Here is a 21022-nt window from a genome sequence, read left to right as displayed (position 1 = left end):
GAGGTGTGAAGTGAGTCAACTTAGGAACACGCTAGTGCAGTGTGATCTGCGCTGGGAAGACCCCCAGGCCAACCACGCCCATCTTGAGCAGTTACTGGGCGATCTGGATAGCCGCGATACGGATCTTATTGTATTGCCTGAGATGTTTGCCACAGGCTTTACCATGAACTCCCGCGAAATGGCCCAGCCGATGGCAGAGAGCCAAAGCGTTGCTTGGCTACAGGCCCAGGCGAAGGCGCGCAACTGCGTGATGACCGGCAGCGTGGCGGTCGAAGAGGGCGGCGAGTTTTATAACCGGCTGATTTGGGCGACGCCAGAGGGGGCGTTGACCCACTACGATAAGCGCCATCTGTTCCGCATGGCCGGTGAGCATGAGCGCTACGGCATGGGCAGTGAGCGCAAGGTGGTAGAGCTCAACGGCTTCAAGCTGCTACTGAGCGTTTGTTACGACCTGCGTTTTCCGGTGTGGATGCGCCAGCAGCCAGCAAAAGGGGAGCATTTCGAGTATGATGCGCTGCTGTGTATCGCCAACTGGCCAGCTCCCCGTCGTCACCCTTGGCGTACGCTGCTGCAGGCCCGTGCGGTAGAGAACCTAAGCTATGTCATTGGCGTAAACCGCGTTGGAGAAGATGCCAAAGGGCTTGCCTATAGTGGTGATTCCCTGTTGGTCGACTTCAAAGGCGAACCGCTGATTGATCAACCTGCCCATACCCCGTTCATAGAGACGGGCACGCTGGATAAAACTGCCCTTGATGCTTTTCGTGAAAAATTTCCTGCCTGGCAAGATGCCGACCACTTTCAGTTGCTGCCAGGAGTGGGTTAATGATGCGCCTTGATCGCTTTTTGAGTGAAACCACGCCGTTAACCCGTAGCCTCGCCAAGCGGGCACTCAAAAATGGTGAAGTGACCCTCAACGGTGAGCCGATCAAACAGTCGGCGACCCAGATCGATACCGATAACGATGTGGTTGTGCTCAACGGCGAGCGGTTGGCGCTGGTTGGCTTGCGCTACATTATGCTGCACAAACCCGTCGACGTTGAGTGCAATGCCCGCCGCGGACTCTATCAGCGCGCTATAGACCTGATAGATCTGCCCAAAGCCGATCGGTTACAGCCGGTAGGGCGGTTGGATGTGGATACCACGGGATTGCTGCTGTTAACCGATGATGGCCAATGGTCGCACCGTGTCACCTCGCCGCGCCATCGCTGCGCCAAAGTGTATATCGCTGAACTCGCGGAGCCTGTCGAAGGTGCGGCCGCCGAGTGGGCGATTGGCCAAGCGGCCGAGGGCATTATGCTGGATGGGGAAGAGACGCCGACGCAGCCCGCAACGTTGCGGTTTTTATCGCCCAACCAAGCAGAGTTGACCATTACTGAAGGGCGCTACCATCAGGTAAAGCGGATGTTTGCTGCCTTGGGTAACCATGTCAATTCGCTGCACCGCCGCTCCATTGGGGACTTAGCCTTGGATGCCAACCTGGCGCCCGGTGAGTGGCGAGAATTAACCGCCGATGAAATCGCGCTTTTCTGAGCCAATGGTTTAACGCTTTAGCCGCTTCCTACTATGGCAAGCGGCTCTATTTTTGCTGCTATTTTATACCGTTATCTTACGGGCTGGCTCAACCTATTGCTAAATTTGAGTGCTCAGAAAACAAAAGAGTTACCAGCTGCCTTCCGCTAGAGCAGTTAGCAGCATACGGCTTTTTAAGAGGTTAAGTGCGCAGCGGCAATCAGTGCTTGGGTGTAAGCGTGCTGTGGCGCTGAAAGAACCTCCAGGCAGGGGCCCTGTTCGACCACTTCGCCATCTTTGAGCACGATAATACGGTGGGCCATGGCGCGGACGACGGCCAGGTCATGGCTAATAAACAGATAGCTCAACTGGCGACGCACCTGTAGATCGCGCAACAGAGCGACCAGCTGCTTCTGGACGGTGCGATCTAACGCCGAGGTTGGCTCATCCAGCACCAACAACTCTGGTTCTAATATAATCGCTCTTGCTACAGCAATGCGCTGGCGCTGACCGCCGGAGAACTCATGTGGGTAGCGCGCGGCACAGCTCTCGGGCAAACCTACCTCGTGCAGCGTTTGCTTGACCCGCTGGGCGACTTCTTCAGTGGTGAGATGGGGGTAATGAAAGCGCAAGCCCTCGCTGACGATATCAAACACCGGCATACGGGGTGAAAGGGCGCCATAGGGGTCTTGAAATACCATCTGTAGGCGATGCCGGTGACGGCGTAACGCATCGCCGGTTAGGGCGCTGAGTTTATCACTGCCCAGCATCACATCGCCTTGACTGGTGACCAGCCGCATGACAGCCGACGCTAGCGTGGTTTTACCCGAGCCGGACTCACCCACAATTCCCAGGGTTTCTCCCGGCGCAATGTGGAAATCAGTAGGTTGAAGCGCCACGAAAGCGGGCGGCTGGCGCTTGAACAAGCTGGTTTTAGGCCGCTTGAAACTGACGCTCAACTGACGTGCTGTCAGTAGCGGCGCTTTTTGCTCAATATCCTGGGGCCTCCCTTCCGGTTCTGCAGCTAGCAGCGCCTTCGTGTAATCGCTCTGCGGATGTTGAAAGACCTGCTCCACCGGGCCGATCTCCTGAATGCGGCCCTGGTACATGACGCAGATACGATCCGCATAACGGCGCACCAGGTTTAAGTCGTGACTGATAAACAGCATGCCCATGCCATGGTGATCACGCAGTTCACGCAGTAGAGCCAGAATCTCTTGCTGTACCGTGACGTCCAGTGCGGTGGTGGGCTCATCGGCAATGAGTAGTGAGGGATTGTTGGCGATCGCCATGGCAATCATCACCCGCTGGCGCTGCCCACCCGAGAGCTGGTGAGGCCAGGCATCCAGCAGCTCATCAGGTCGCGGCAGCTTCACCTGCTCCAATAGCGCTTTGCTGCGTTGGCGGGCGGCCTCGCCACGCAGCCCCTGATGAAGGCGAAGCGCCTCGCCGATCTGCTTACCCACGCGATGCAGTGGGTTGAGGGAGGTCATCGGTTCTTGAAAGATAAAACCGACGCGATTACCGCGTATAGCGTTCCACTCACTTCCCGTTAAAGTGGCCAGATTGGTATCACCCAGCCAGCGTTCACCTTTAACGCTGGCATTACTGGGCAGCAAATTCACCACACCCAGCGCCGATACCGATTTACCCGAGCCGGACTCACCGACAATTGCCAGGGTTTCGCCTGCATGGAGGGTGAGTGAGAGTGAGTGAACCACCGGGGTGTTATCAAAGGTGACATCAAGATGTTCAATGCGCAGCAGGGGATTAGGCATGCTGACTCTCCTGGGCTGGGCCTGCTTGGCGCTGTTGTACGTGGCGGGGATCAAAGGCGTCACGCAAGCCCTCACCGATAAATACCAGCAGTGACAGCATGATGGCCAGGGTCATAAACGCCGTGATGCCCAGCCAAGGGGCGTGCAGATTGTTTTTGCCTTGGGCGGCAAGCTCACCCAGCGAGGGAGCACCCGGCGGCAGGCCGAAGCCGAGAAAATCCAGAGCAGTCAAGGTGCCAATAGCGCCGGTAAATAGAAACGGAATAAATGTCAGCGTGGCGACCATGGCATTGGGCAGCACGTGGCGCCACATGATCAAGCGTGACGGCAAGCCCATGGCTTTGGCCGCGCGCACATACTCCAAATTACGCGCCCGCAGGAACTCGGCACGTACGATATCCACCAGACCCAGCCACGAAAAGAGCAGCATAATCCCCAGCAGCCACCAAAACCCCGGTTGAACAAAGCTGGCTAAAATAATCAGCAGGAACAGCACTGGCAAGCCGGACCAGATTTCGGTGAACCGCTGACCGATCAAATCAATTTTGCCGCCAAAGTAGCCCTGCACACCGCCCACCACCACACCGACGACTAACGATCCTGCGGTGAGTACCAGCGCAAAGGCCACCGAGAGTCGAAAGCCATAAATCACCCGTGCGGTCACATCCCGGCCTTGGTCATCGGTGCCCAGCCAGTGGCGGCTATCCGGCGGTGCCGGAGAAGGGCGGGTCATATTCATATCCAGAGTCTGGTATGAAAATGGAATGATGGGCCACAGCGCCCAGCCGTGATCATCAATTTGTTGCTGAACAAAGGGATCCAGATAGTCCGTTCGGGTGGGTAGAAAACCGTCAAACTCGGTTTCTGGGTAGTCCACCAGCATGGGAAAGTACCATTGGCCGTCGTACTGCATGATGATCGGTTTGTCGTTGGCTATTAGCTCGGCAAACAGACTAAGGATAAATAGCGTGGCAAATAGCCAGAGTGATATCCGGGCACGACGATTGGCCTTGAAAGCGGCCAGTCGACGGCGAGTGATCGGTGATAAACGTGACGATAAAGAGGCCATTATCACGACTCCCGTGTCGAAAAATCGATACGCGGGTCGACCCACACGTAAGTCAAATCGGAAATCAGCTTGAGGATTAAGCCAATGACGGTATACAGGAAGAGGGTGCCGAATATCACCGGGTAATCCCGCTGCATGACCGCCTCGAAACCGAGTAGGCCCAGCCCATCCAGGGAAAAAATGACTTCGATGAGCAGTGCGCCGGTGAAGAAAATACCGATCATGGCAGAGGGCAGACCCGCAATAATAATCAGCATGGCGTTGCGAAATACATGGCCATAGAGCACGCGTCGCTCGTCGGCACCTTTGGCGCGGGCGGTAATCACATACTGTTTGTGAATCTCATCAAGAAAGCTGTTTTTGGTCAGCATCGTCAGCGTGGCAAAGCTGCCAATCGAGGCGGCGATCACCGGCAGCGTGATATGCCAGAAGTAGTCTTTGACCTTGCCCCAGGCGGAAAGCTGATCGAAGTCAGGCGAGGTCAAACCGCGTAAAGGGAATAAGTCCCAGTAGGTGCCCCCGGCAAACAGCACAATGAGCAGAATGGCAAACAGGAAGCCCGGAATCGCATAGCCGACAATCACTAACCCTGACGACCAGACATCAAACCGGGAGCCGTGGCGCAGCGCCTTTTTAACCCCTAACGGGATAGAGATTAAATACACCAGCAGGGTCGTCCAGAGCCCCAGAGAAATAGAAACTGGCAGCCGTTCGATCATCAGCTCGATGACCGGGCGGTCACGGAAGAAACTGGTACCAAAATCGAGGGTGAGGTAGTCCGCCATCATGCCGATAAAGCGCTCGTGGGCGGGTTTGTCAAAACCAAACTGCTGCTCTAGCTGCTCGATAAAGCGCGGGTCAATTCCCCGGGCGCCCCGGGAGTCGTCGCTGACCTGAACATCGGCGCCGCCCATATCCAGACGAGTGCTGGCCATGGCGTTGGCGCCTTCAAAACGCGCCAACATTTGATCAATTGGCCCGCCCGGCGCCGCCTGAACAATTATAAAATTGAGAAGCATAATCCCGAAAAGGGTCGGAATCATGAGCAGCAGTCGGCGTAGGGTATAACGGGCCACAGAGCACTCCGAGGTTTATGACGATGAAACCGTTGAGGATAAGCCGTTGCGATTAAGTCGTTGTCATTCAGCCAGCGTTAGCGGCCACGCTGACGGCGCTGCAGTTCTGCTTCACGGTCAGTGTCGACCCACCACGCATCCAGATCCATGGCATACTCTGGGAACGGTTCGGGGTAGCCGAACTTATCCCAAATGGCGATTCGGGTCTCCCCAGAGTGGTAGTGGGGAATGACATAAAATCCCCAGCGTAGCACCCGATCCAGCGCGTGGGTGGCCGTATCCAGCTCTTCGCGGCCACTAGCACTAATGATCTCCTCCACCAGAGCATCGACTGCCGGATGCGCCAGTGACATCCGGTTACGGCTTTGCGGTGCCTCGGCGGCGGCACTGGTCCAGAAGTCACGCTGCTCATTGCCCGGATTGTTCGACTGCGGGAAATGGCTGATCACTATGTCATAGTCGTAATTGCGCTGCCGGTTTAAATATTGATTAATATCAACGATACGCAGCGATGTCTGCACCCCCAGGCGGGCCATGTTGCGAAGCATGGGTTGAACGACCCGTTCAAGGCCTGAGTCATAGAGCAATACTTCGAGGCTTAGCGGCCGTCCAGTCTCCTGATTGACCAGCACGCCGTCCTCTACGCGATAACCTGCCTCACGCAGCAGGTCGAGCGCTTTACGCAGCCTCTCGCGCAAATCAGTGGGCTGCTCAATGGGCAGCGGCTCGGTAAAGAGACGGTCAGAGCCGTGAGAGGCTATTAACGCTTCGCGGAAAGGCTCCAATAGGGCCAGCTCTTCTTCAGAAGGTAAGCCGGTGGCTTCCATTTCAGAGTTTTGGAAAAAGCTCTCGGTGCGCTGGTAAGTGCCGTAAAAAATATTGGTGTTGAGCCACGGAAAATCAAAGGTCAGGCTCAACGCTTCCCGCACTCTGGGATCCTGAAATTTCTCTTTACGCAGGTTGAAAACAAACGCCTGCATCATGGAGGGGTTAACATCAGGCACTGTTAGCCGCTTAACCAAGCCCTCTTCATAGGCTGGAAAATTGTAGCCAATCGCCCAGGTGGCGGCGCGTGCATCGGTACGGAAGTCCGTCAGTCCCGCTTTAAAAGCTTCCCAGGCAATATCGCGGTCACGGTAGTAGTCGTAAACGATGCGATCAATATTGTAACGACCAACGTTGACCGGCAAATCCTTACCCCAGTAATTCTCATCGCGCTGATAAACAATTCGCCGACCAGGGTCTACCTCGCTAATACGGTAGGGCCCGGAGCCTGGGTGTGCTGCCAGCGTCGGCGAGGTGAAATCTCTGGGCTCCCAGTAATGGCGGGGAAGGATGGGCAGTTGGGCAACAATTAACGGCAGTTCCCGTGACTCGGTATCGTTAAAGGTAAAGCGTACCTGATGCTCATTCAGGGCGATGGCTTCTTCTACCCCAGCGTAGTAGCTGGCGTAAAACGGATTACCCTCTTCGCGCAGCAAGTTAAGCGAGAATACCACATCGTAGGCGGTGACCGGTTCGCCATCCTGGAAGCGCGCTTCCGGCCGCAGGTCGAACTCAATCCACTCCCTTTCCGGGTCAAGACGTACACCTTCAGCCAACAGGCCGTAAAGACTAAAGGGCTCATTGGGGTTGCTGGCCATCAGGGTGTCGTAAATTTGTGAAATGCCGGTTACCGGCGTGCCACGAATGATAAACGGATTGGTCGAGTCAAAACTGCTCCCCACGGCGGTATGGGTGATGGTGCCGCCTTTGGGGGCCTGGGGATTTACATGGGGGAAGTAGGGAAAGCCAGCCTCTAGGGCAGGGCTATCGTAGAGCGATAGCCCGTGAACCGTTTCAACCGGTACGCCATTGTTTTCGTCTGTATTTAGATCGCCTACCACGTTGTTAGCGCTAGAGGTGGTGATAGATGAATCACTGCTAGACGTCGACTCTGACGCTATCGTTTCTGAAGCCAGTAACGATGCGTTGAACAGCAGGCCACTGATGAGTAGAAGCGATTTCGCAAAAAACAAACCACGCGGCATTGGAGACATCCCATGTGAACAAAGCCAATTAGGTTAACCCGGTTTAACGCCCTGAAAGTGTCAGCAACTGGCCTGGTTGTAAGGCGCCGGGGCGGTCAATCGCATTCCAGCGGATAAGGTCTTGTTGATTGACATTATACCGGGCAGCAATCGCGGAGAGACTATCGCCTCTTTCAACGCGATGCGTATCGGCAGCGCTATTTTGCGCTACCGCCTGGGTGCTTTCTGATGCCTGATTGCCCCCCTGGGAAAGTTGTGCAAGCATCTGTGTATCCACTTCTTCAGGAACCAGCAGCGTCTGGGCACTACGAGGGTCAATACTGCCATTCAGCAGGCCAGGGTTTAATTCGGCTAACGCGGTTTGGCTGACATCCAGCAGTTGGGAGGCTTCGGAGAGGGTCACCGCATGGGCCAACTTAACTTTCGCGAACGCCGGATCAACATGTATTTCCGGCAAGCTGACGCCGTACTCTTCAGGGGCATTAATGATCGTCGCGATGGCTTTTAGTTTGGGTACGTACTGCATGGTTTCATGGGGCAGTGAGAGATCCCAGTAGTCACCCTTCAGGCCTTGGCTTTGAGCTTGCCGCAAAGCGCGATTAACCGTTCCCGCTCCAGCGTTATAAGCGGCTAATGACAGCATCAGGTCGCCTTCGTACCACTGATCAGCCTGCATTTCCAAGTAGTCCAGCGCTGCCTCGGTGGAGGTTAAAACGTCTAATCGGCCATCGTAGTTACCATTGCGAACCAGGCCCAGTGCATCACCGGTGCCAGGCATAAACTGCCAAAGCCCAGCGGCACCGCGATGACTTCGCGCACCTGGATCAAAGGAACTCTCTACGAAAGGAATGAGTGCGACTTCACCCGGTAGACCACGTTCGCTAACCTGTTGGGTAATCCAGGCAAGCCAGGGCGTGGCGCGTTCGGTGATGGTGGCAATATTGTCGGGGCTGGACAGATAGTACTCAATCCACTCGTCTACCCGTGCTTGGGCCTCGGCTGATAGTGGCTTCTCCTGCCACTGGAAACTCTTACGCAGCGTCGTCCAGGCGTCTTGGGGTTCTAGCTCCAGCGCCTCCCAAAAATGGATTTGAAACGGGGTGGGGTGAGGTTTTGTGGCGTCTACTGATGTACTTGTTGCAGCAGTAGATCCTTCATAAGCTGTAGCAGAGGCTTGAGAGCTTGCCGCAGCGGCTAACATTAGGCCCATAATTACGGTACTGCCAGCGCTCAGCATTAAGCGCTGGCGAATCGTTCGATAGGTCATAGTTGCATTCGTTTGGTTTCGATAGCGTTCTTAAAAACGGTTCTTCCACTCGCGTAGAGTGGTGAACGTTGCGAGGTCGTCATTATTAACACCCTGGGTTCCTGCCGCCTGGCGCACGCTATCAGTGCCCACGCGAAGGTAGGGATTAATTTTCAGCTCGCGTCCTATCGTGCTGGGTAAGGTAGGGCGATCCAATGCCCGCGCCTTTTCACACTCCTGCAAGGCGTGTATGACGTCTTCGTTTTCAGGATCCGCAGCACGGGCAAACGTTAGGTTCGCCTGAGTGTACTCATGAGCTGCAAAGACCAGTGTATCTTCAGGGAGTTCCGCAAATTTTTTCAGCGACGTGTACATTTGCTCAGGCGTACCTTCGAATAAACGACCGCAGCCTGCGCAAAAAAGGGTGTCACCGCAGAACAGCAGTGCAGGGATACCCGCTGTGAAGTAGCTGATATGATCCAGCGTATGGCCGGGGGTCGCTATGACGTCAAACAAACGGCCCATAATGCGCACTTCGTCGCCGTCACCTACGGGTTCATCAATGCCTTCAATCTCAGGATTGGCTGGGCCAATAACATGTGGGGCGTAGCGTTTAATTAATTCCGCTAAACCACCGGTATGATCGTGGTGATGGTGGGTAATCAGAATGCAGCTGAGGGTTAGCGACTCACGCTCGAGAAACTCGATCACCGGGGCAGCTTCACCGGGATCCACCACACAAACACTTTGACTGGTATCTTGTCTTAATAGCCAAATATAGTTGTCGCTAAGGGCGGGGATCGGTGTCACGCTCATCATCGGCGAGATCCTTTAAGTTACGAAAAAACACATCAAACATTGCGCTTATTAGCGCTAAATCGGTGCGTAAAAGGCGTTAAAAAGCCGTTACTGTGGAGGGAAGCGCTGTTCATGTCAAATTCGACGACGGCCACGACACTGGCTAAGCGCTTACAAAGTAGCCAGCCTTATTGGCAATCAGAAGCGGGGCGTTCGCTTTGGGAAACCCAGCGAGCCTGCTTAGGGCCCGTGGTGGAATCACGTGTGGGCGGCCATAGCCTGGAAATGAGCATGGGGCCGGCGCTGATGACCATGTCGGCTGTTGCGCACCCTATACGCTGGTCGCCTACGCTTCAGTTAGCCGAAAACGATAGCACCTTGGTATGCCCACCGGATCAGCTCGCGCTGCCCGATCGCTGCCTGGATGTAATGGTCATTCACCACTGGCTTGAGCACTTAACCGATGCCCACTTCACGCTCCAGGAGGCCGCGCGTGTCACTGCTGACAACGGCATTATGGTGCTGTTTGGGTTTAACCCTATCGGCGTGAGTGGCCTTACCCGGCAGTTGCGAAAGCGCCAACAGACGTTTCCCTGGAGCGGAGCCTGGCGCTCCGCAAGTCGTCTGCGCGATTGGTTGGCGTTTGTCGACTTTGAGGTGGAGCGGGTAGACTATTGCTGCTTTCGAGGGCGAATGAGCGCCAAGTGTGGAGAGTATTGGGAGTCGTTAGGGCGGCGGCATAATTTGCCGCTGGGAGAAAGTTATATGATTCAGGCGCGTCGTCAGCAGCGCCAAGCGCCGGTGCAGCGCTTGAAATTTGGCTTGAAGGCGCCAGCGTCCCCGGCGTCGCTGGGGGTTACCCGTTCTGGCTCATCCGCCCACTATCAATCCCGTCAAGCACCTGCAACGCATCAGGATCAAACAAGGCAAACTGATTTACAGAGATCTGTTGTACAGAAACCTGTTCTACACAAACCAAGGGATCAAGAGATTGACTAAAGAGGCGGCCGGACATCTACCTCGGGTAACGGTGTATACCGATGGGGCTTGTAGAGGCAATCCAGGCCCCGGTGGGTGGGGCGTCGTGCTGGCGAGTGGCGAGCATGAGAAAACCTTGAAAGGCTATGAGGCCGAGACCACTAATAATCGCATGGAGTTAATGGCTGCGATTATGGCGCTTCGCACGCTCAATACCCCTTGCGAAGTGGCGCTCTGGACGGACTCTCAGTATGTTCGCCAGGGCATCACCCAGTGGATTCATAACTGGATCAAGCGCGGCTGGAAAACCGCTGCCAAGCAGCCGGTCAAAAATGCCGAGCTGTGGAAGACCCTCCACGAAGAGACCCAGCGCCACCAAATCGAGTGGCACTGGGTGAAAGGGCATAGCGGTCATCCAGGCAACGAGCGTGCCGATGCGTTAGCCAACGAAGCGATTGATGAACACCAGAAGAGGAGAGCATGATGCGTCAGGTGATCTTGGATACGGAAACCACGGGCATCGACCCAAAAGAGGGACATCGGCTGGTCGAAATTGGTGCTATCGAGATGGTCAATCGCCGCTTCACTGGTCGCACTTATCACCAATACATCAACCCAGAGCGGCATATCGACGCTGAAGTCGTCGAAGTTCACGGGATTGATGACGCCAGAGTTGCTAACGAGCCGGTATTCGCGGCCATTGCCGATGAGTTTTGGGCATTTATCGAAGGTGCAGAGCTTGTGATTCATAACGCCCCTTTTGATGTGGGCTTTATTGATCATGAGCTGAGCATGTTGAACCAGCAGCGAAAATCCCCTGTATTGGGGCCAGTTAGAGATCATTGCGGCGTATTGGATACGCTGACCATGGCGCGCAAGATGCACCCCGGCCAACGCAACAGCCTGGATGCCTTATGCAAGCGCTATGATATCGACAACGGCCACCGGGTATTGCACGGTGCACTGTTAGACTCGGAGATCCTGGCCGAGGTCTACCTGGCGATGACCGGGGGGCAAACCGCGCTGACCTTGGACGCGGCCACCGCAGCGGAGCAGGAGCAGGCGGATACCTCCAATGAGGGGATGTCAATTCAGCGTCTCTCTTTAACGCCCGGCCAGCTGCGCGTGGTGCGCCCAACCGACGCAGAACGCGCCGCCCATAAGGCCAAGTGCGAAGCGCATCAATTGAACTGGTTTGCAGGTGCGGCCAGCGATGCTTAGGCGAGAAATACCCCATCACGAACAAGCCGGTAGGGTTATTCGACTGTCGCGTAGCCTGTTGGCGCCCGCACCCTTAAACGGTAGTGAAGAACTCACCCCGCTGCAGCCCTATCAACCCTGGACAGAGCAGATGCAGCCGCTCTGTTACTGGAATGATGAGCCGGTGGCGCTGCTTGTTGAGCCCCAGGCCGGTAGTGGTTGGATTGATGGTCGCCAATGGATGAGTGAACTTTCCACCGCCTGGTTTAGCTTACTCTCCACGGCGCTGCAGGTGGGGGCTTGGTTAGAGAACCATCGCTTCTGCGGTCGCTGTGGCGCACCGGCTACCAAGCTTACGGCGGAATTCGCTATGCATTGCCACGCCTGCGGGCATCGCAACTATCCGCGTATTTCACCGTGTATTATTACCTTGGTGACCAGTGGGGAAGCCATGCTGCTCGCCCGCAGTCCGCGCTTTCCACCCGGGCGCTACTCCACCTTGGCGGGTTTTATCGAGCCGGGGGAGTCAGCGGAAGAGGCGGTGCATCGCGAGGTATTCGAGGAAGTGGGCGTACATATCGACCAACTGCGCTACCACCAGAGTCAGGCGTGGCCATTCCCGCATTCGTTGATGTTTGGTTATTTCGCTGAGGCCACCACCCGGCGCATTCGCATCGACGGGGTGGAGATTAGCGATGCGGCGTGGTTTTCACCCCGACAATTGCCCTCTCTACCGCCGCCGTACTCCATATCCCGCGAACTGATCGAAACCCACCTGGCACGCTGGCGCGAAGAGTGAATGGCGCCGCGTGCCGAGATAACGGTTATTCGCTAGGGAATAAGCTCGTCAGCTTAGTGGCCAGCATGACATTGCCGGTCGCTTTTAGCTTGCCGGTCATGAAGGCCGTCATACCATTGATCTCGCCGCTCATAATGCCTTTTAGCGTGTCGGTGGTTAGGCTTAAGCTGACAGAGGGATCGTCATGCTCACCCTCTTGTACGTCCAATGTGCCATCCTGGATGTTTAAGTAGTAGCTGCCCGCATCGGTAAAGTGAAACTGGAAAACCTCATTCATGCCCTTTGCCGCTTCCGGATTGAAACGTGCTTTTAGCTTCTCAAGGGTGTTGTTAGACATAACATATCTCTCAGTGAAGTAGATGGAGCTCAAGTAGTTCAGGTTAAGGCTAGCGACCGCTACTCAAATAAACAATCGTTAAGGCAAGCGAGGTTATTTCATACGTGCGTTCCAATCAAGCACTGTAGGCACACCCTGCACAGGTATAGGTCAACGTACTGGTCATAAAGGAATCAATCCTCTAACGGAGAACGTCAATGAGTGAATGGGTAGCAGAAATAGGCACCTTTGTTGTGCAAACCACCATCGTGATGGCGCTGATAGGCATTGGCCTGCTGCTGATGGCGCGAACCAGGCAAGATAAAGAGAGCGAACTGAAGCTCACAGTCGAGCCACTTAACGATCAGCGCCGCCGTCGCGGGCGGCGTTTGCGGCTAGCCGCCACGCTCCCCGGGGCACGTAAAAAACTACTAAAACTATTTCGCAACGAAGATAAAAAGCGCCATAAGGGGCATAAATCTGAGCAAGATGCTGCTCCAGCCTCACGTGTTTGGGTGCTCGATTTTCACGGCGATCTGAAAGCCTCGCAAACCGGGCATTTTGCCCAAGAAGTATCCGCCATTATCGACGTCGCCGCTAAAGATGATGAAGTCGTGGTGCGCCTTGAGTCTGCGGGAGGCTTGGTGCATGCCTATGGGTTGGCAGCAGCACAGTTAGACCGGCTGCGCACCGCAGGACTTACCACCACCGTGTGTGTCGACAAAGTAGCGGCGAGCGGTGGTTACCTGATGGCCTGCACCGCGCAACATATTAAGGCGGCGCCCTTCGCGGTGATTGGCTCCATCGGCGTGGTGGCGCAAGTGCCTAATATTCACCGGCTGCTTAAGCGCCACGATGTTGATGTCGAACTGCTGACCGCCGGTAAATACAAACGTACCTTAACCGTGCTGGGTGAAAATACCGAAGAGGGCAAAGCAAAGTTCTTGGAGGACTTGGAGAATACTCACCGCTTGTTTAAACGCTATGTGGCAGAGCGGCGCCCCTCCATGGATATCGACACCCTGGCCACGGGGGAGATTTGGTACGGCAGTGAAGCACTGTCCCTTCAGTTGGTCGACAGCGTGGGTACCAGCGAAGCCTATTTGGTTGAGCGCATGGCCGAAGCGCAAGTATTAACCGTCAAGCTGGAAGCACCTAAGACCGTTAGTCGTAAGCTGGGATTGGCCATATCGGAAGGCGTCGAGAAAGCCGCGCTGAAAGCGCTGGGGCTAATCGACGCCGCTGGGTGGCAGCGGCGCTGAGCCTAAACCTCACATCGTTATGCAGCGTAATGATGCGCCAAGGTCGCAATGACGGCCTTGGCGCTTTCACTGCTTAAGGAGTAGTAGATCGTTTGTGACTCCCGCCGGGTATCGACGAGTTCATCACGCCGCAAAATAGCCAGATGTTGAGAAAGCGCCGACTGGCTTAACGCAAGCTGTTGATTAATCTGCGTTACTGACAGCTCTTTCTCGGCAAGCAGACAGAGTATTTGCAGCCGTTTCTCGTTGGCTAACGCTTTGAGCAGGTTGGTTCCCGCTTCAATCGCGCGACAGTTATGTTCAAGCAGGCGTGTAGCGGCGCTTGTAGAAGCAGACATAATGATCTCCTTGCCTACACTGTTACATCAGCGTTTTATAAGCATTGTTTTAGAGGCGTTTTTGTACGTTGTCGAGGCATCGTCGCGTCGCGAGGATCAAGTTGTTTAATGATCAGTAATTTAGCGAGTTTTGTCCAAGCCGCTGTTTAACGATTAATCAATGGTAGTTTCTCGCCATCTTGTCGACAATATTTTGTTCTGCCTACCGCTTTGGTCGTTATTTAGCCCATAGTATGAGGGTGGAATGTCGGTTTTGTTTATACAGTGTCAACAATCCTTCTTCATCGCTACTACAAAAAAGATAGGGACACCATGAGCCGCTACCAACACACCTTCCAACGCTCCATCGAAAACCCTGAGTCGTTCTGGGCCGAGCAGGCCAAACGTATTCCCTGGTACACGCCGCCTCAAACCATCCTCAGCTACGACGGGCAGAGCCCTGGGACAGCACATGCCCGTTGGTTTAGCGACGGTGAAATGAACCTTAGCTACGCTGCACTGGATTATCATGTTGAAAATGGGCGCGGTGATCAGGCGGCGATTTTCTGGGACTCGCCCGCGGCGCAGGCCAAAAAAAACATTAGCTACCGCGAAATGCGCGATAAAGTGGCGCATTTCGCAGGGGCGCTGGCGCAGTTGGGTGTTACCAAAGGCGATCGTGTGGTGATCTATATGCCGATGATCCCTGAAGCCCTGGTGGCCATGTACGCCTGCGCCCGGCTTGGCGCCATACACTCGGTGGTATTTGGTGGCTTCGCCCCCCATGAGCTGGCGGCACGGATTGAAGACGCCGAGCCTAAAGTGGTGGTTGCAGCTTCCTGCGGTATCGAGCTGGGCAAGGTATTGCCCTATAAACCAATGGTAGACCAAGCCGTTGAATTAAGCGCTCATAAGCCTTCTGCCTGCGTGGTCTATCAGCGGGAAGCGCACCGGGCTGAATTGGAGGAGGGCGACTACGACTGGGAAGAGTTGGTTGCCAAGGCCCCATTTGCTGAGTGCGTGCCGGTGAAGGGAACCGATCCGCTGTATATCCTCTATACCTCAGGCACCACCGGAAAACCCAAAGGCGTTATGCGCGATACCGGTGGTTATGCGGTGGCGCTGGCCTATTCGATGCAGGCGATCTACGCCATGGAGCCCGGTGAAGTGTTCTTCACCGCCTCGGATGTGGGCTGGGTCGTTGGTCACTCCTACATTGTTTACGCCCCCTTGCTAGTTGGTTGCACCACGGTGGTATACGAGGGCAAGCCGGTAAAAACCCCTGATGCGGGCAGCTTCTGGCGCTTGATCGAGGAGTATCGGGTAAAGAGCTTCTTCACCGCGCCCACGGCGTTTCGCGCGATTAAGAAAGAGGATCCCGATGCCAAACTGCTACAGAACTACGATATCAGCAGCCTAAAACATCTTTACGTGGCCGGTGAACGCCTCGATCCACCCACGTTTCACTGGCTGGATGACCTTTTGGACGTGCCGGTCATTGACCACTGGTGGCAAACTGAAACCGGTTGGCCGATCGCTGCCAACTTGCCCGGCATTGAGGCCGTTCCCACCAAGGCGGGATCCGCAACGTTCCCCGTTCCTGGCTTCAATGTACAGGTGCTCAACCGTGACGGCGAACAGGCAAAACCCATGGAGCAGGGCAGTGTGGTGATCAAACAGCCCATGCCGCCAGGCTGCTTGACCGGCGTGTGGCGCGACGAGAAACGCTTTCATAGCGCCTATATGGCGGCATTTCCCGGCTACTATTTAACCGGTGATGGCGGTTATTTTGATGAGCAGGGCTATCTGTTCATTATGGGCCGCACCGATGACGTCATTAACGTGGCAGGGCACAGACTCTCGACCGGTGAAATGGAAGAGGTGGTGGGTGCCCACCCAGCGGTGGCCGAGTGCGCGGTGATTGGGATTCATGACGACCTTAAAGGACAACTGCCGATTGGTCTGGTGATCCCCAAAGATGGCTTTAATGGCGATGAAGCGACACTTGAGGCCGAACTGATTGCCCGGGTTCGCGAACATATTGGCCCGATTGCCTGCTTCAAGCAGGTATTAGTGGTCGACCGATTACCCAAAACCCGCTCGGGTAAGATTCTGCGCAAGCTGCTGCGTACGATTGCCGACGGTAAAGAGTTTGCTATTCCCTCGACCATCGATGACCCCACCAGCCTGACGGATGTTCACGCCGCCATGCGCGAGCGCTCGGTAGGCGCGGCGGGCAGGGCCACACCGCTGGATTGAAGTTTTGCAGGCTCGAGCCGCCCGAGATTGAGGGCGGCTTTTATTACCCGACTTTTAATAGCTCGTAGAAGCCGTATAATGCGCTCCTCAGCATGGCGTACAGTTTTTTTCACAAGCTGACCGACTGCGCTTACTACCCCGAGGGTTCCCTAACCCCTCTTCGCTATTAAAAAAAGGTCTGCCCGCATGTTTGCATTGAGTGAGACTCAGCGCCGCCGTTGCCTAATGGTGATGGTGGCTTTTCATATTGGCATTATTGCCGCCAGTAACTATCTCGTTCAGCTACCGTTTACGCTGTTTGGTTTTCATACCACCTGGGGCGCGTTTAGCTTTCCGTTTATCTTTTTGGCCACCGATCTAACGGTACGTCTGTTTGGTAAAGGGCCGGCGCGATCGATTATTCTGCGCGTTATGCTCCCCGCGCTGCTGGTCTCCTATATCGTATCGGTGGTGTTTCCCCGCGGCAGCTTTGCCGGGATTGAAGCTCTTTCAGAGTGGAATCTGTTTGTCGCCCGTATCGCCCTCGCCAGCTTCCTGGCCTATGTGATCGGCCAGTTGCTGGACGTTCAGGTGTTTGACCGCTTGCGCCAGTGGGCATGGTGGGTAGCACCCGTTTGCTCAACGGTGCTGGGCAATCTGGCCGACACCTTTGCATTCTTCTCGGCGGCGTTCTATAACAGCCCAGACCCGTTTATGGCCGCCAACTGGGTGGAAATTGCCGCCGTCGACTATGCAATCAAGCTTGCTATCAGCCTACTGTTTTTCCTGCCGCTGTATGGCTTGCTGCTTGCCTGGCTAACGCGCCGCTTGGTGGTTTGGACAGGCCAGGTGGATGCCGAGCCCCGCACGGCGTAATCGCGTAAATACACAGAGTTCGCAAGGCTGAGGAGCTAGCATGACTGACGTTGCCACCGTTGATCTCCACTTTATCGATATGCCCGCCGAAGAAGCCGCGGCGGATGCCACCCCGCTGGTAGTGATTCATGGCTTGCTGGGCAGTGCCGATAATTGGCGTTCGCACTTGAAAGTGTGGCAGCGCAGCCGCCGGGTAATTGCGCTGGATCTGCGCAACCATGGCCGCTCGCCCCACGCAGAGGGAATGCGTTACGCCACCATGGCGGATGACGTGATTGCGCTACTCGATAAGCTCTCGATTGAGCGCGCTCACGTGCTAGGCCACTCCATGGGTGGCAAAGTTGCGATCAGTCTGGCGCGCTTGGCGCCTGAGCGGGTGGCGTCGCTGATTGTGGCGGATATTGCCCCGGTGGCTTATGACCATGGTCACGATGATGTATTTGCAGCGCTTGAAAACGTTCGGAAAGGGCAGCCTAAAAATCGCCGAGAAGCGGACGATCTGTTGGCCGAGCACGTGGACTTCCGGCCCACGCGGCTGTTTTTGGCCACGAACCTCGTTCGTAACGATGATAACGTGATGGCGCTACGGGTAGGCTTAGACCAGATTCAGCGTGGCTATAGCGACATTATCGGCGTGCCGGATGGTGAACAGCCCTACGATGGTGCGACGCTTGTGCTGCGTGGCGGCGATTCCCATTACGTGGCTGACGACATGATCCCCGCGCTGCGTGAAGTGTTGCCCCGCGCCCGGCTGGTAACGCTTAAAAATGCCGGCCACTGGCTACACGCCGACCAGCCAGAAGCCTTTCAGCAGGCGGTCGTGGCGTTCTTAGACGCTTAGTAGCTGCGCTTGCAGTAGGTGAAGAGCAAGTAAGCCGTGCTGTGTTTCAGAGTGGCGTAATCGTCAAGCCGTGCTGCGCCGGGTAGCGCAAGAAGCGGTTCAAAATTCGGTAGCTATCCACATCGAAACTTGCCGGCGTGTCCGCCAGGGTTTGCGCTTTGTTAAGGCTCGACGCACTGCCCAGGTAACACCAATGGCGGACAACGTGCCAGGCGGGAGATGCACTGCCCGTTGGCTGTTCTTCAATTGCGATACTGCCTGGCCAGGGCCAGACATTGACCTGAAGCTGCTTGAGCGCTGCCTTTGCCCGCTGGTTATGTGCTGCTATTGACTCCTGACCATTGCACGCTCCAAGGCACTTGCCCACCTGGTTGGCAAAACAGCGCCCCTTACCTTTTTCAAGCCCCAGCACCCGAGGGCAGAGTTGTTGCTCCTCGGCAATCGCGCGCAGCGCGTTCTTGGCCTCCCGGGCATTGCGAAACAACCCATACAGCGTGCCACCTTGTGGCATGCTCAGCGGCTGGCTGAGGGCGCTCCCACTCAGCATTTCAGGGTGGTCGGCTTCCTCAGCCCAGTGCCAGGTCGTTAACTTACGCTGCTTGCGTAGTTGGCGGTTCATAATCGGCATTAACGTTTTCACCAGTTGCGCTTCACGCAGCTGGGCGCCTAAATCACCAGCGGTCTCTTCCCACTCGATATGCTGCACCTGCTGAGCAAGACGCATCTCTTTGTCGTCCTGATGGTCGCGCTGAAAATGCCCGAGCACCCGGTTACGTAGATTGATGCTTTTGCCCACATAGAGTGGCAGCCGGTTATGGCCGTAAAACAGATAAACGCCGGGGCAGGCGGGTAACCCCTCCAACTGGGCGCTATCCAGGTGGGCGGGCAGCGTGCGGTGGCGGCGTTCATCCCCCAGCAGGCGCTGCCACGCTTCATCGCTGTGCTCTACCTGCCACGCTTGCCAGAGTGACCACAGCGCCTCTACGTCGTCTCCAGCACGGTGTTGGTGGATGGAGGTAATGGCGTAGCGACTCAGCAGTGCTTTCAGGTTGTGCTGGCGCTCTTGAGGCGCTATCCGGCGGGATAAGCGTAGCGTGCATAGCAATGGCGCGCGGTACTCCTGCCCGGCACGCTTAAATTCGTTACGCAGAAAACCATAGTCAAAGCGCGCATTGTGGGCCACTAGCTGCCCGTCACCTAACCACTCCCGAAGTGATTCGGCTATCTGCGCAAAGCGGGGCGCATTAACCAACATGTCGTCACGAATCCCCGTCAGTTGGGTGATCTGCGCGGGCACCTTGCACCCTGGATTTATTAAGCTCGTCCAGCGATCCACTAGCTCGCCGTTGACGACTTTAAGGGCGGCTATTTCAGTAATCCTGTCCCGTGTCGTCCGGGTGCCGGTGGTCTCAACGTCTACAAAAATTAAAGCTGTTTCGCTCATGGGCCGCCATGGTAGTGGATGGAAAGCGATCAATACGTGGTTATAAAGTGTGGGGGTCTACCGCTAAGCGCGTGACGGGTAGTGTCGCGTCTGTAAGGCCCATTTGGTTTAAGAAGGTTTCAAAACCAGCGTAACGGCGGCTATCTAACGCAGCGGGGCTCAGCGCTATGCGACGTAGGATATCCTCCCAGGCATTGGCGTTAATGTCGTTGTCGAGTACAGGGTGCGCGCTAATCAATTGCTCCCAGGCGGCGTCAGGGTTGTCGATAATCCAGTGGCTCGCCTGCTCAAGGGCAAGCACGAATCGGGACCAGGTATCGGCGCGGCGAACAAGCGTATCACTATTGGCCAGCACTACCAGACCATCGCTACGGGGAATGTCCAATTCATTGAAGCGAATGACGTGAGTGTTGATACCTTCAGTCGCCAACTGCTGGGGGAGGTAGTGGTAAAAACCATCGGCGACGGCGTCAATCTGTCCTTCGCGCATTGCACGAATGGGATCAAAATGCAGATTGGCGGGTGGGGTGAAATCATCGGTTTGTCGCACGGAGCGGGGTATTAAACGCGGAATGCTCAGGTCGCGACCTTCACCGGTGGTATAACCGTAATGTAACCCAGCCAGGGTACTCTCTGTTTCCGCCTGCGCTTGACCTGCCACGATGACCGCTGATAACGATGTTTCAATTAGTGTCGCGATGCGTGTGATGGGCGCGCCGTTATGGACATACAGGTGAAGCAGTGGCTGGCGGGTTAACGCCAAATCGACTTCGCCGGCGGTTAATAGTTTGATGGCAATGGAGGGGTCGGCCGGTGATTGAATGTCTACCTCAAGCCCTTGAGCTGCATACAACCCCCGCTCTTTGGCAATCACCAAAGCGGCATGTTGTGGACTCAAGTACCAATCCAGCATAAGCGTGATGTGCTTAACCGGTGGCGGCTCTAGAGGTGGCGCCGGAGTCTGCGCCATGGTGGGCACTTCTTCGACACTTTCGCTGTTAATGGGTCGCCAAAATGCTTCTGGCACCTCGACGTCCGTATCAAGCGTCAGTGGTATGCTTTCTGAAGAGCTTTTCCCATCTTGCAGGGACTCATTTTCCAGAGGGCTTTCTTCTTTTGCGCTCTCTTCGCTCTCTTCATTTGCGTAAATAACTGAATTAGAAAACAGTAAGGTAATGATGATACTCAACAGAATAGGGTGCCAACAGCGTGAGAGGCAACGCAACATAGTCAGTAACTCCAGAG

The 21022-nt window shown here is 55.6% G+C and carries 20 protein-coding genes; 10 read left to right on the top strand and 10 right to left on the bottom strand.

Going from position 1 to position 21022, the window contains the following annotated elements; all coding sequences use genetic code 11:
* Positions 1-10 precede the first annotated feature (10 nt).
* The gene (locus OM794_RS11425; RefSeq protein WP_226250028.1) at positions 11-823 is read left to right on the top strand and encodes an amidohydrolase; all 813 of its coding nucleotides are present in this window, start codon (positions 11-13) and stop codon (positions 821-823) included.
* Positions 824-825: 2 nt separating this feature from the next.
* Complete coding sequence (locus OM794_RS11420; RefSeq protein ID WP_226250045.1) at positions 826-1530, top strand: pseudouridine synthase; 705 nt, start codon at positions 826-828, stop codon at positions 1528-1530.
* Positions 1531-1703: 173 nt separating this feature from the next.
* Here OM794_RS11420 and OM794_RS11415 read toward each other — a convergent pair whose 3' ends face one another.
* From OM794_RS11415 to gloB, 6 genes are all read right to left on the bottom strand, one after another.
* Complete coding sequence (locus tag OM794_RS11415; protein ID WP_226250027.1) at positions 1704-3287, bottom strand: ABC transporter ATP-binding protein; 1584 nt, start codon at positions 3285-3287, stop codon at positions 1704-1706.
* Positions 3280-4356: an ABC transporter permease gene (locus OM794_RS11410; protein ID WP_226250026.1), complete on the bottom strand. Its 1077-nt coding sequence runs from the start codon at positions 4354-4356 to the stop codon at positions 3280-3282. Before OM794_RS11410 ends, OM794_RS11415 begins: the two co-directional genes overlap by 8 nt.
* A gap of 2 nt (positions 4357-4358) precedes the next feature.
* Complete coding sequence (locus OM794_RS11405) at positions 4359-5432, bottom strand: microcin C ABC transporter permease YejB (protein ID WP_226250025.1); 1074 nt, start codon at positions 5430-5432, stop codon at positions 4359-4361.
* A 77-nt stretch (positions 5433-5509) separates the two neighbouring features.
* A complete protein-coding gene (locus tag OM794_RS11400; RefSeq protein WP_226250024.1) occupies positions 5510-7462 on the bottom strand; it encodes an extracellular solute-binding protein in 1953 nt (650 codons plus the stop codon).
* A 43-nt stretch (positions 7463-7505) separates the two neighbouring features.
* Positions 7506-8729 (bottom strand): transglycosylase SLT domain-containing protein, encoded by a 1224-nt coding sequence (locus OM794_RS11395; protein ID WP_226250023.1) that lies wholly within the window; start codon positions 8727-8729, stop codon positions 7506-7508.
* A 30-nt stretch (positions 8730-8759) separates the two neighbouring features.
* Positions 8760-9527 (bottom strand): hydroxyacylglutathione hydrolase, encoded by a 768-nt coding sequence (gene gloB, locus OM794_RS11390; RefSeq protein WP_226250022.1) that lies wholly within the window; start codon positions 9525-9527, stop codon positions 8760-8762.
* A 111-nt stretch (positions 9528-9638) separates the two neighbouring features.
* Here gloB and OM794_RS11385 point away from each other — a divergent pair, with 111 nt between their 5' ends.
* The 4 genes from OM794_RS11385 to nudC are packed head-to-tail and all read left to right on the top strand — an operon-like array spanning position 9639 to position 12483.
* Positions 9639-10505 carry a class I SAM-dependent methyltransferase gene (locus tag OM794_RS11385; protein WP_226250021.1) on the top strand — a complete coding sequence of 289 codons (867 nt, stop codon included), beginning with the start codon at positions 9639-9641 and terminating at the stop codon, positions 10503-10505.
* On the top strand, positions 10498-10968 hold the full coding sequence (gene rnhA, locus OM794_RS11380) for a ribonuclease HI (protein WP_226250020.1): 471 nt from the start codon (positions 10498-10500) through the stop codon (positions 10966-10968). The genes OM794_RS11385 and rnhA overlap by 8 nt, the downstream gene beginning before the upstream one ends.
* Positions 10968-11705 (top strand): DNA polymerase III subunit epsilon, encoded by a 738-nt coding sequence (dnaQ, locus tag OM794_RS11375; protein ID WP_226250019.1) that lies wholly within the window; start codon positions 10968-10970, stop codon positions 11703-11705. The genes rnhA and dnaQ overlap by 1 nt, the downstream gene beginning before the upstream one ends.
* Positions 11698-12483: an NAD(+) diphosphatase gene (gene nudC / locus OM794_RS11370; RefSeq protein WP_088701391.1), complete on the top strand. Its 786-nt coding sequence runs from the start codon at positions 11698-11700 to the stop codon at positions 12481-12483. Before dnaQ ends, nudC begins: the two co-directional genes overlap by 8 nt.
* A gap of 25 nt (positions 12484-12508) precedes the next feature.
* Here nudC and OM794_RS11365 read toward each other — a convergent pair whose 3' ends face one another.
* Complete coding sequence (locus OM794_RS11365; protein WP_226250018.1) at positions 12509-12820, bottom strand: SCP2 sterol-binding domain-containing protein; 312 nt, start codon at positions 12818-12820, stop codon at positions 12509-12511.
* A 197-nt stretch (positions 12821-13017) separates the two neighbouring features.
* Here OM794_RS11365 and sohB point away from each other — a divergent pair, with 197 nt between their 5' ends.
* On the top strand, positions 13018-14061 hold the full coding sequence (gene sohB, locus OM794_RS11360; protein ID WP_226250017.1) for a protease SohB: 1044 nt from the start codon (positions 13018-13020) through the stop codon (positions 14059-14061).
* Between the two features lie 17 nt (positions 14062-14078).
* Here sohB and OM794_RS11355 read toward each other — a convergent pair whose 3' ends face one another.
* Positions 14079-14399 carry an ArsR/SmtB family transcription factor gene (locus tag OM794_RS11355; RefSeq protein WP_008956925.1) on the bottom strand — a complete coding sequence of 107 codons (321 nt, stop codon included), beginning with the start codon at positions 14397-14399 and terminating at the stop codon, positions 14079-14081.
* A 264-nt stretch (positions 14400-14663) separates the two neighbouring features.
* Between OM794_RS11355 and OM794_RS11350 the strand changes: the two genes are divergently transcribed.
* The 3 genes from OM794_RS11350 (at position 14664) to OM794_RS11340 (ending at position 18333) form a co-directional block, all read left to right on the top strand.
* Positions 14664-16637: a propionyl-CoA synthetase gene (locus OM794_RS11350; protein ID WP_265154609.1), complete on the top strand. Its 1974-nt coding sequence runs from the start codon at positions 14664-14666 to the stop codon at positions 16635-16637.
* 186 nt (positions 16638-16823) lie between these two features.
* Positions 16824-17492: a 7-cyano-7-deazaguanine/7-aminomethyl-7-deazaguanine transporter gene (locus OM794_RS11345; protein WP_226250015.1), complete on the top strand. Its 669-nt coding sequence runs from the start codon at positions 16824-16826 to the stop codon at positions 17490-17492.
* Between the two features lie 40 nt (positions 17493-17532).
* Positions 17533-18333 (top strand): alpha/beta fold hydrolase, encoded by an 801-nt coding sequence (locus tag OM794_RS11340; protein ID WP_226250014.1) that lies wholly within the window; start codon positions 17533-17535, stop codon positions 18331-18333.
* Positions 18334-18379: 46 nt separating this feature from the next.
* Here the strand turns inward: OM794_RS11340 and OM794_RS11335 are convergent, their stop codons facing one another.
* On the bottom strand, positions 18380-19777 hold the full coding sequence (locus OM794_RS11335; protein ID WP_226250013.1) for a 3'-5' exonuclease family protein: 1398 nt from the start codon (positions 19775-19777) through the stop codon (positions 18380-18382).
* Between the two features lie 40 nt (positions 19778-19817).
* Positions 19818-21005 carry an ABC transporter substrate-binding protein gene (locus OM794_RS11330; RefSeq protein ID WP_226250012.1) on the bottom strand — a complete coding sequence of 396 codons (1188 nt, stop codon included), beginning with the start codon at positions 21003-21005 and terminating at the stop codon, positions 19818-19820.
* Positions 21006-21022: the final 17 nt, after the last annotated feature.

The organism is Halomonas sp. BDJS001, from assembly GCF_026104355.1.
Classification (GTDB): Bacteria; Pseudomonadota; Gammaproteobacteria; order Pseudomonadales; family Halomonadaceae; genus Vreelandella.
Note: the sequence above shows the minus strand (reverse complement) of the source record. Positions and strands in the feature narration are given on the sequence as shown.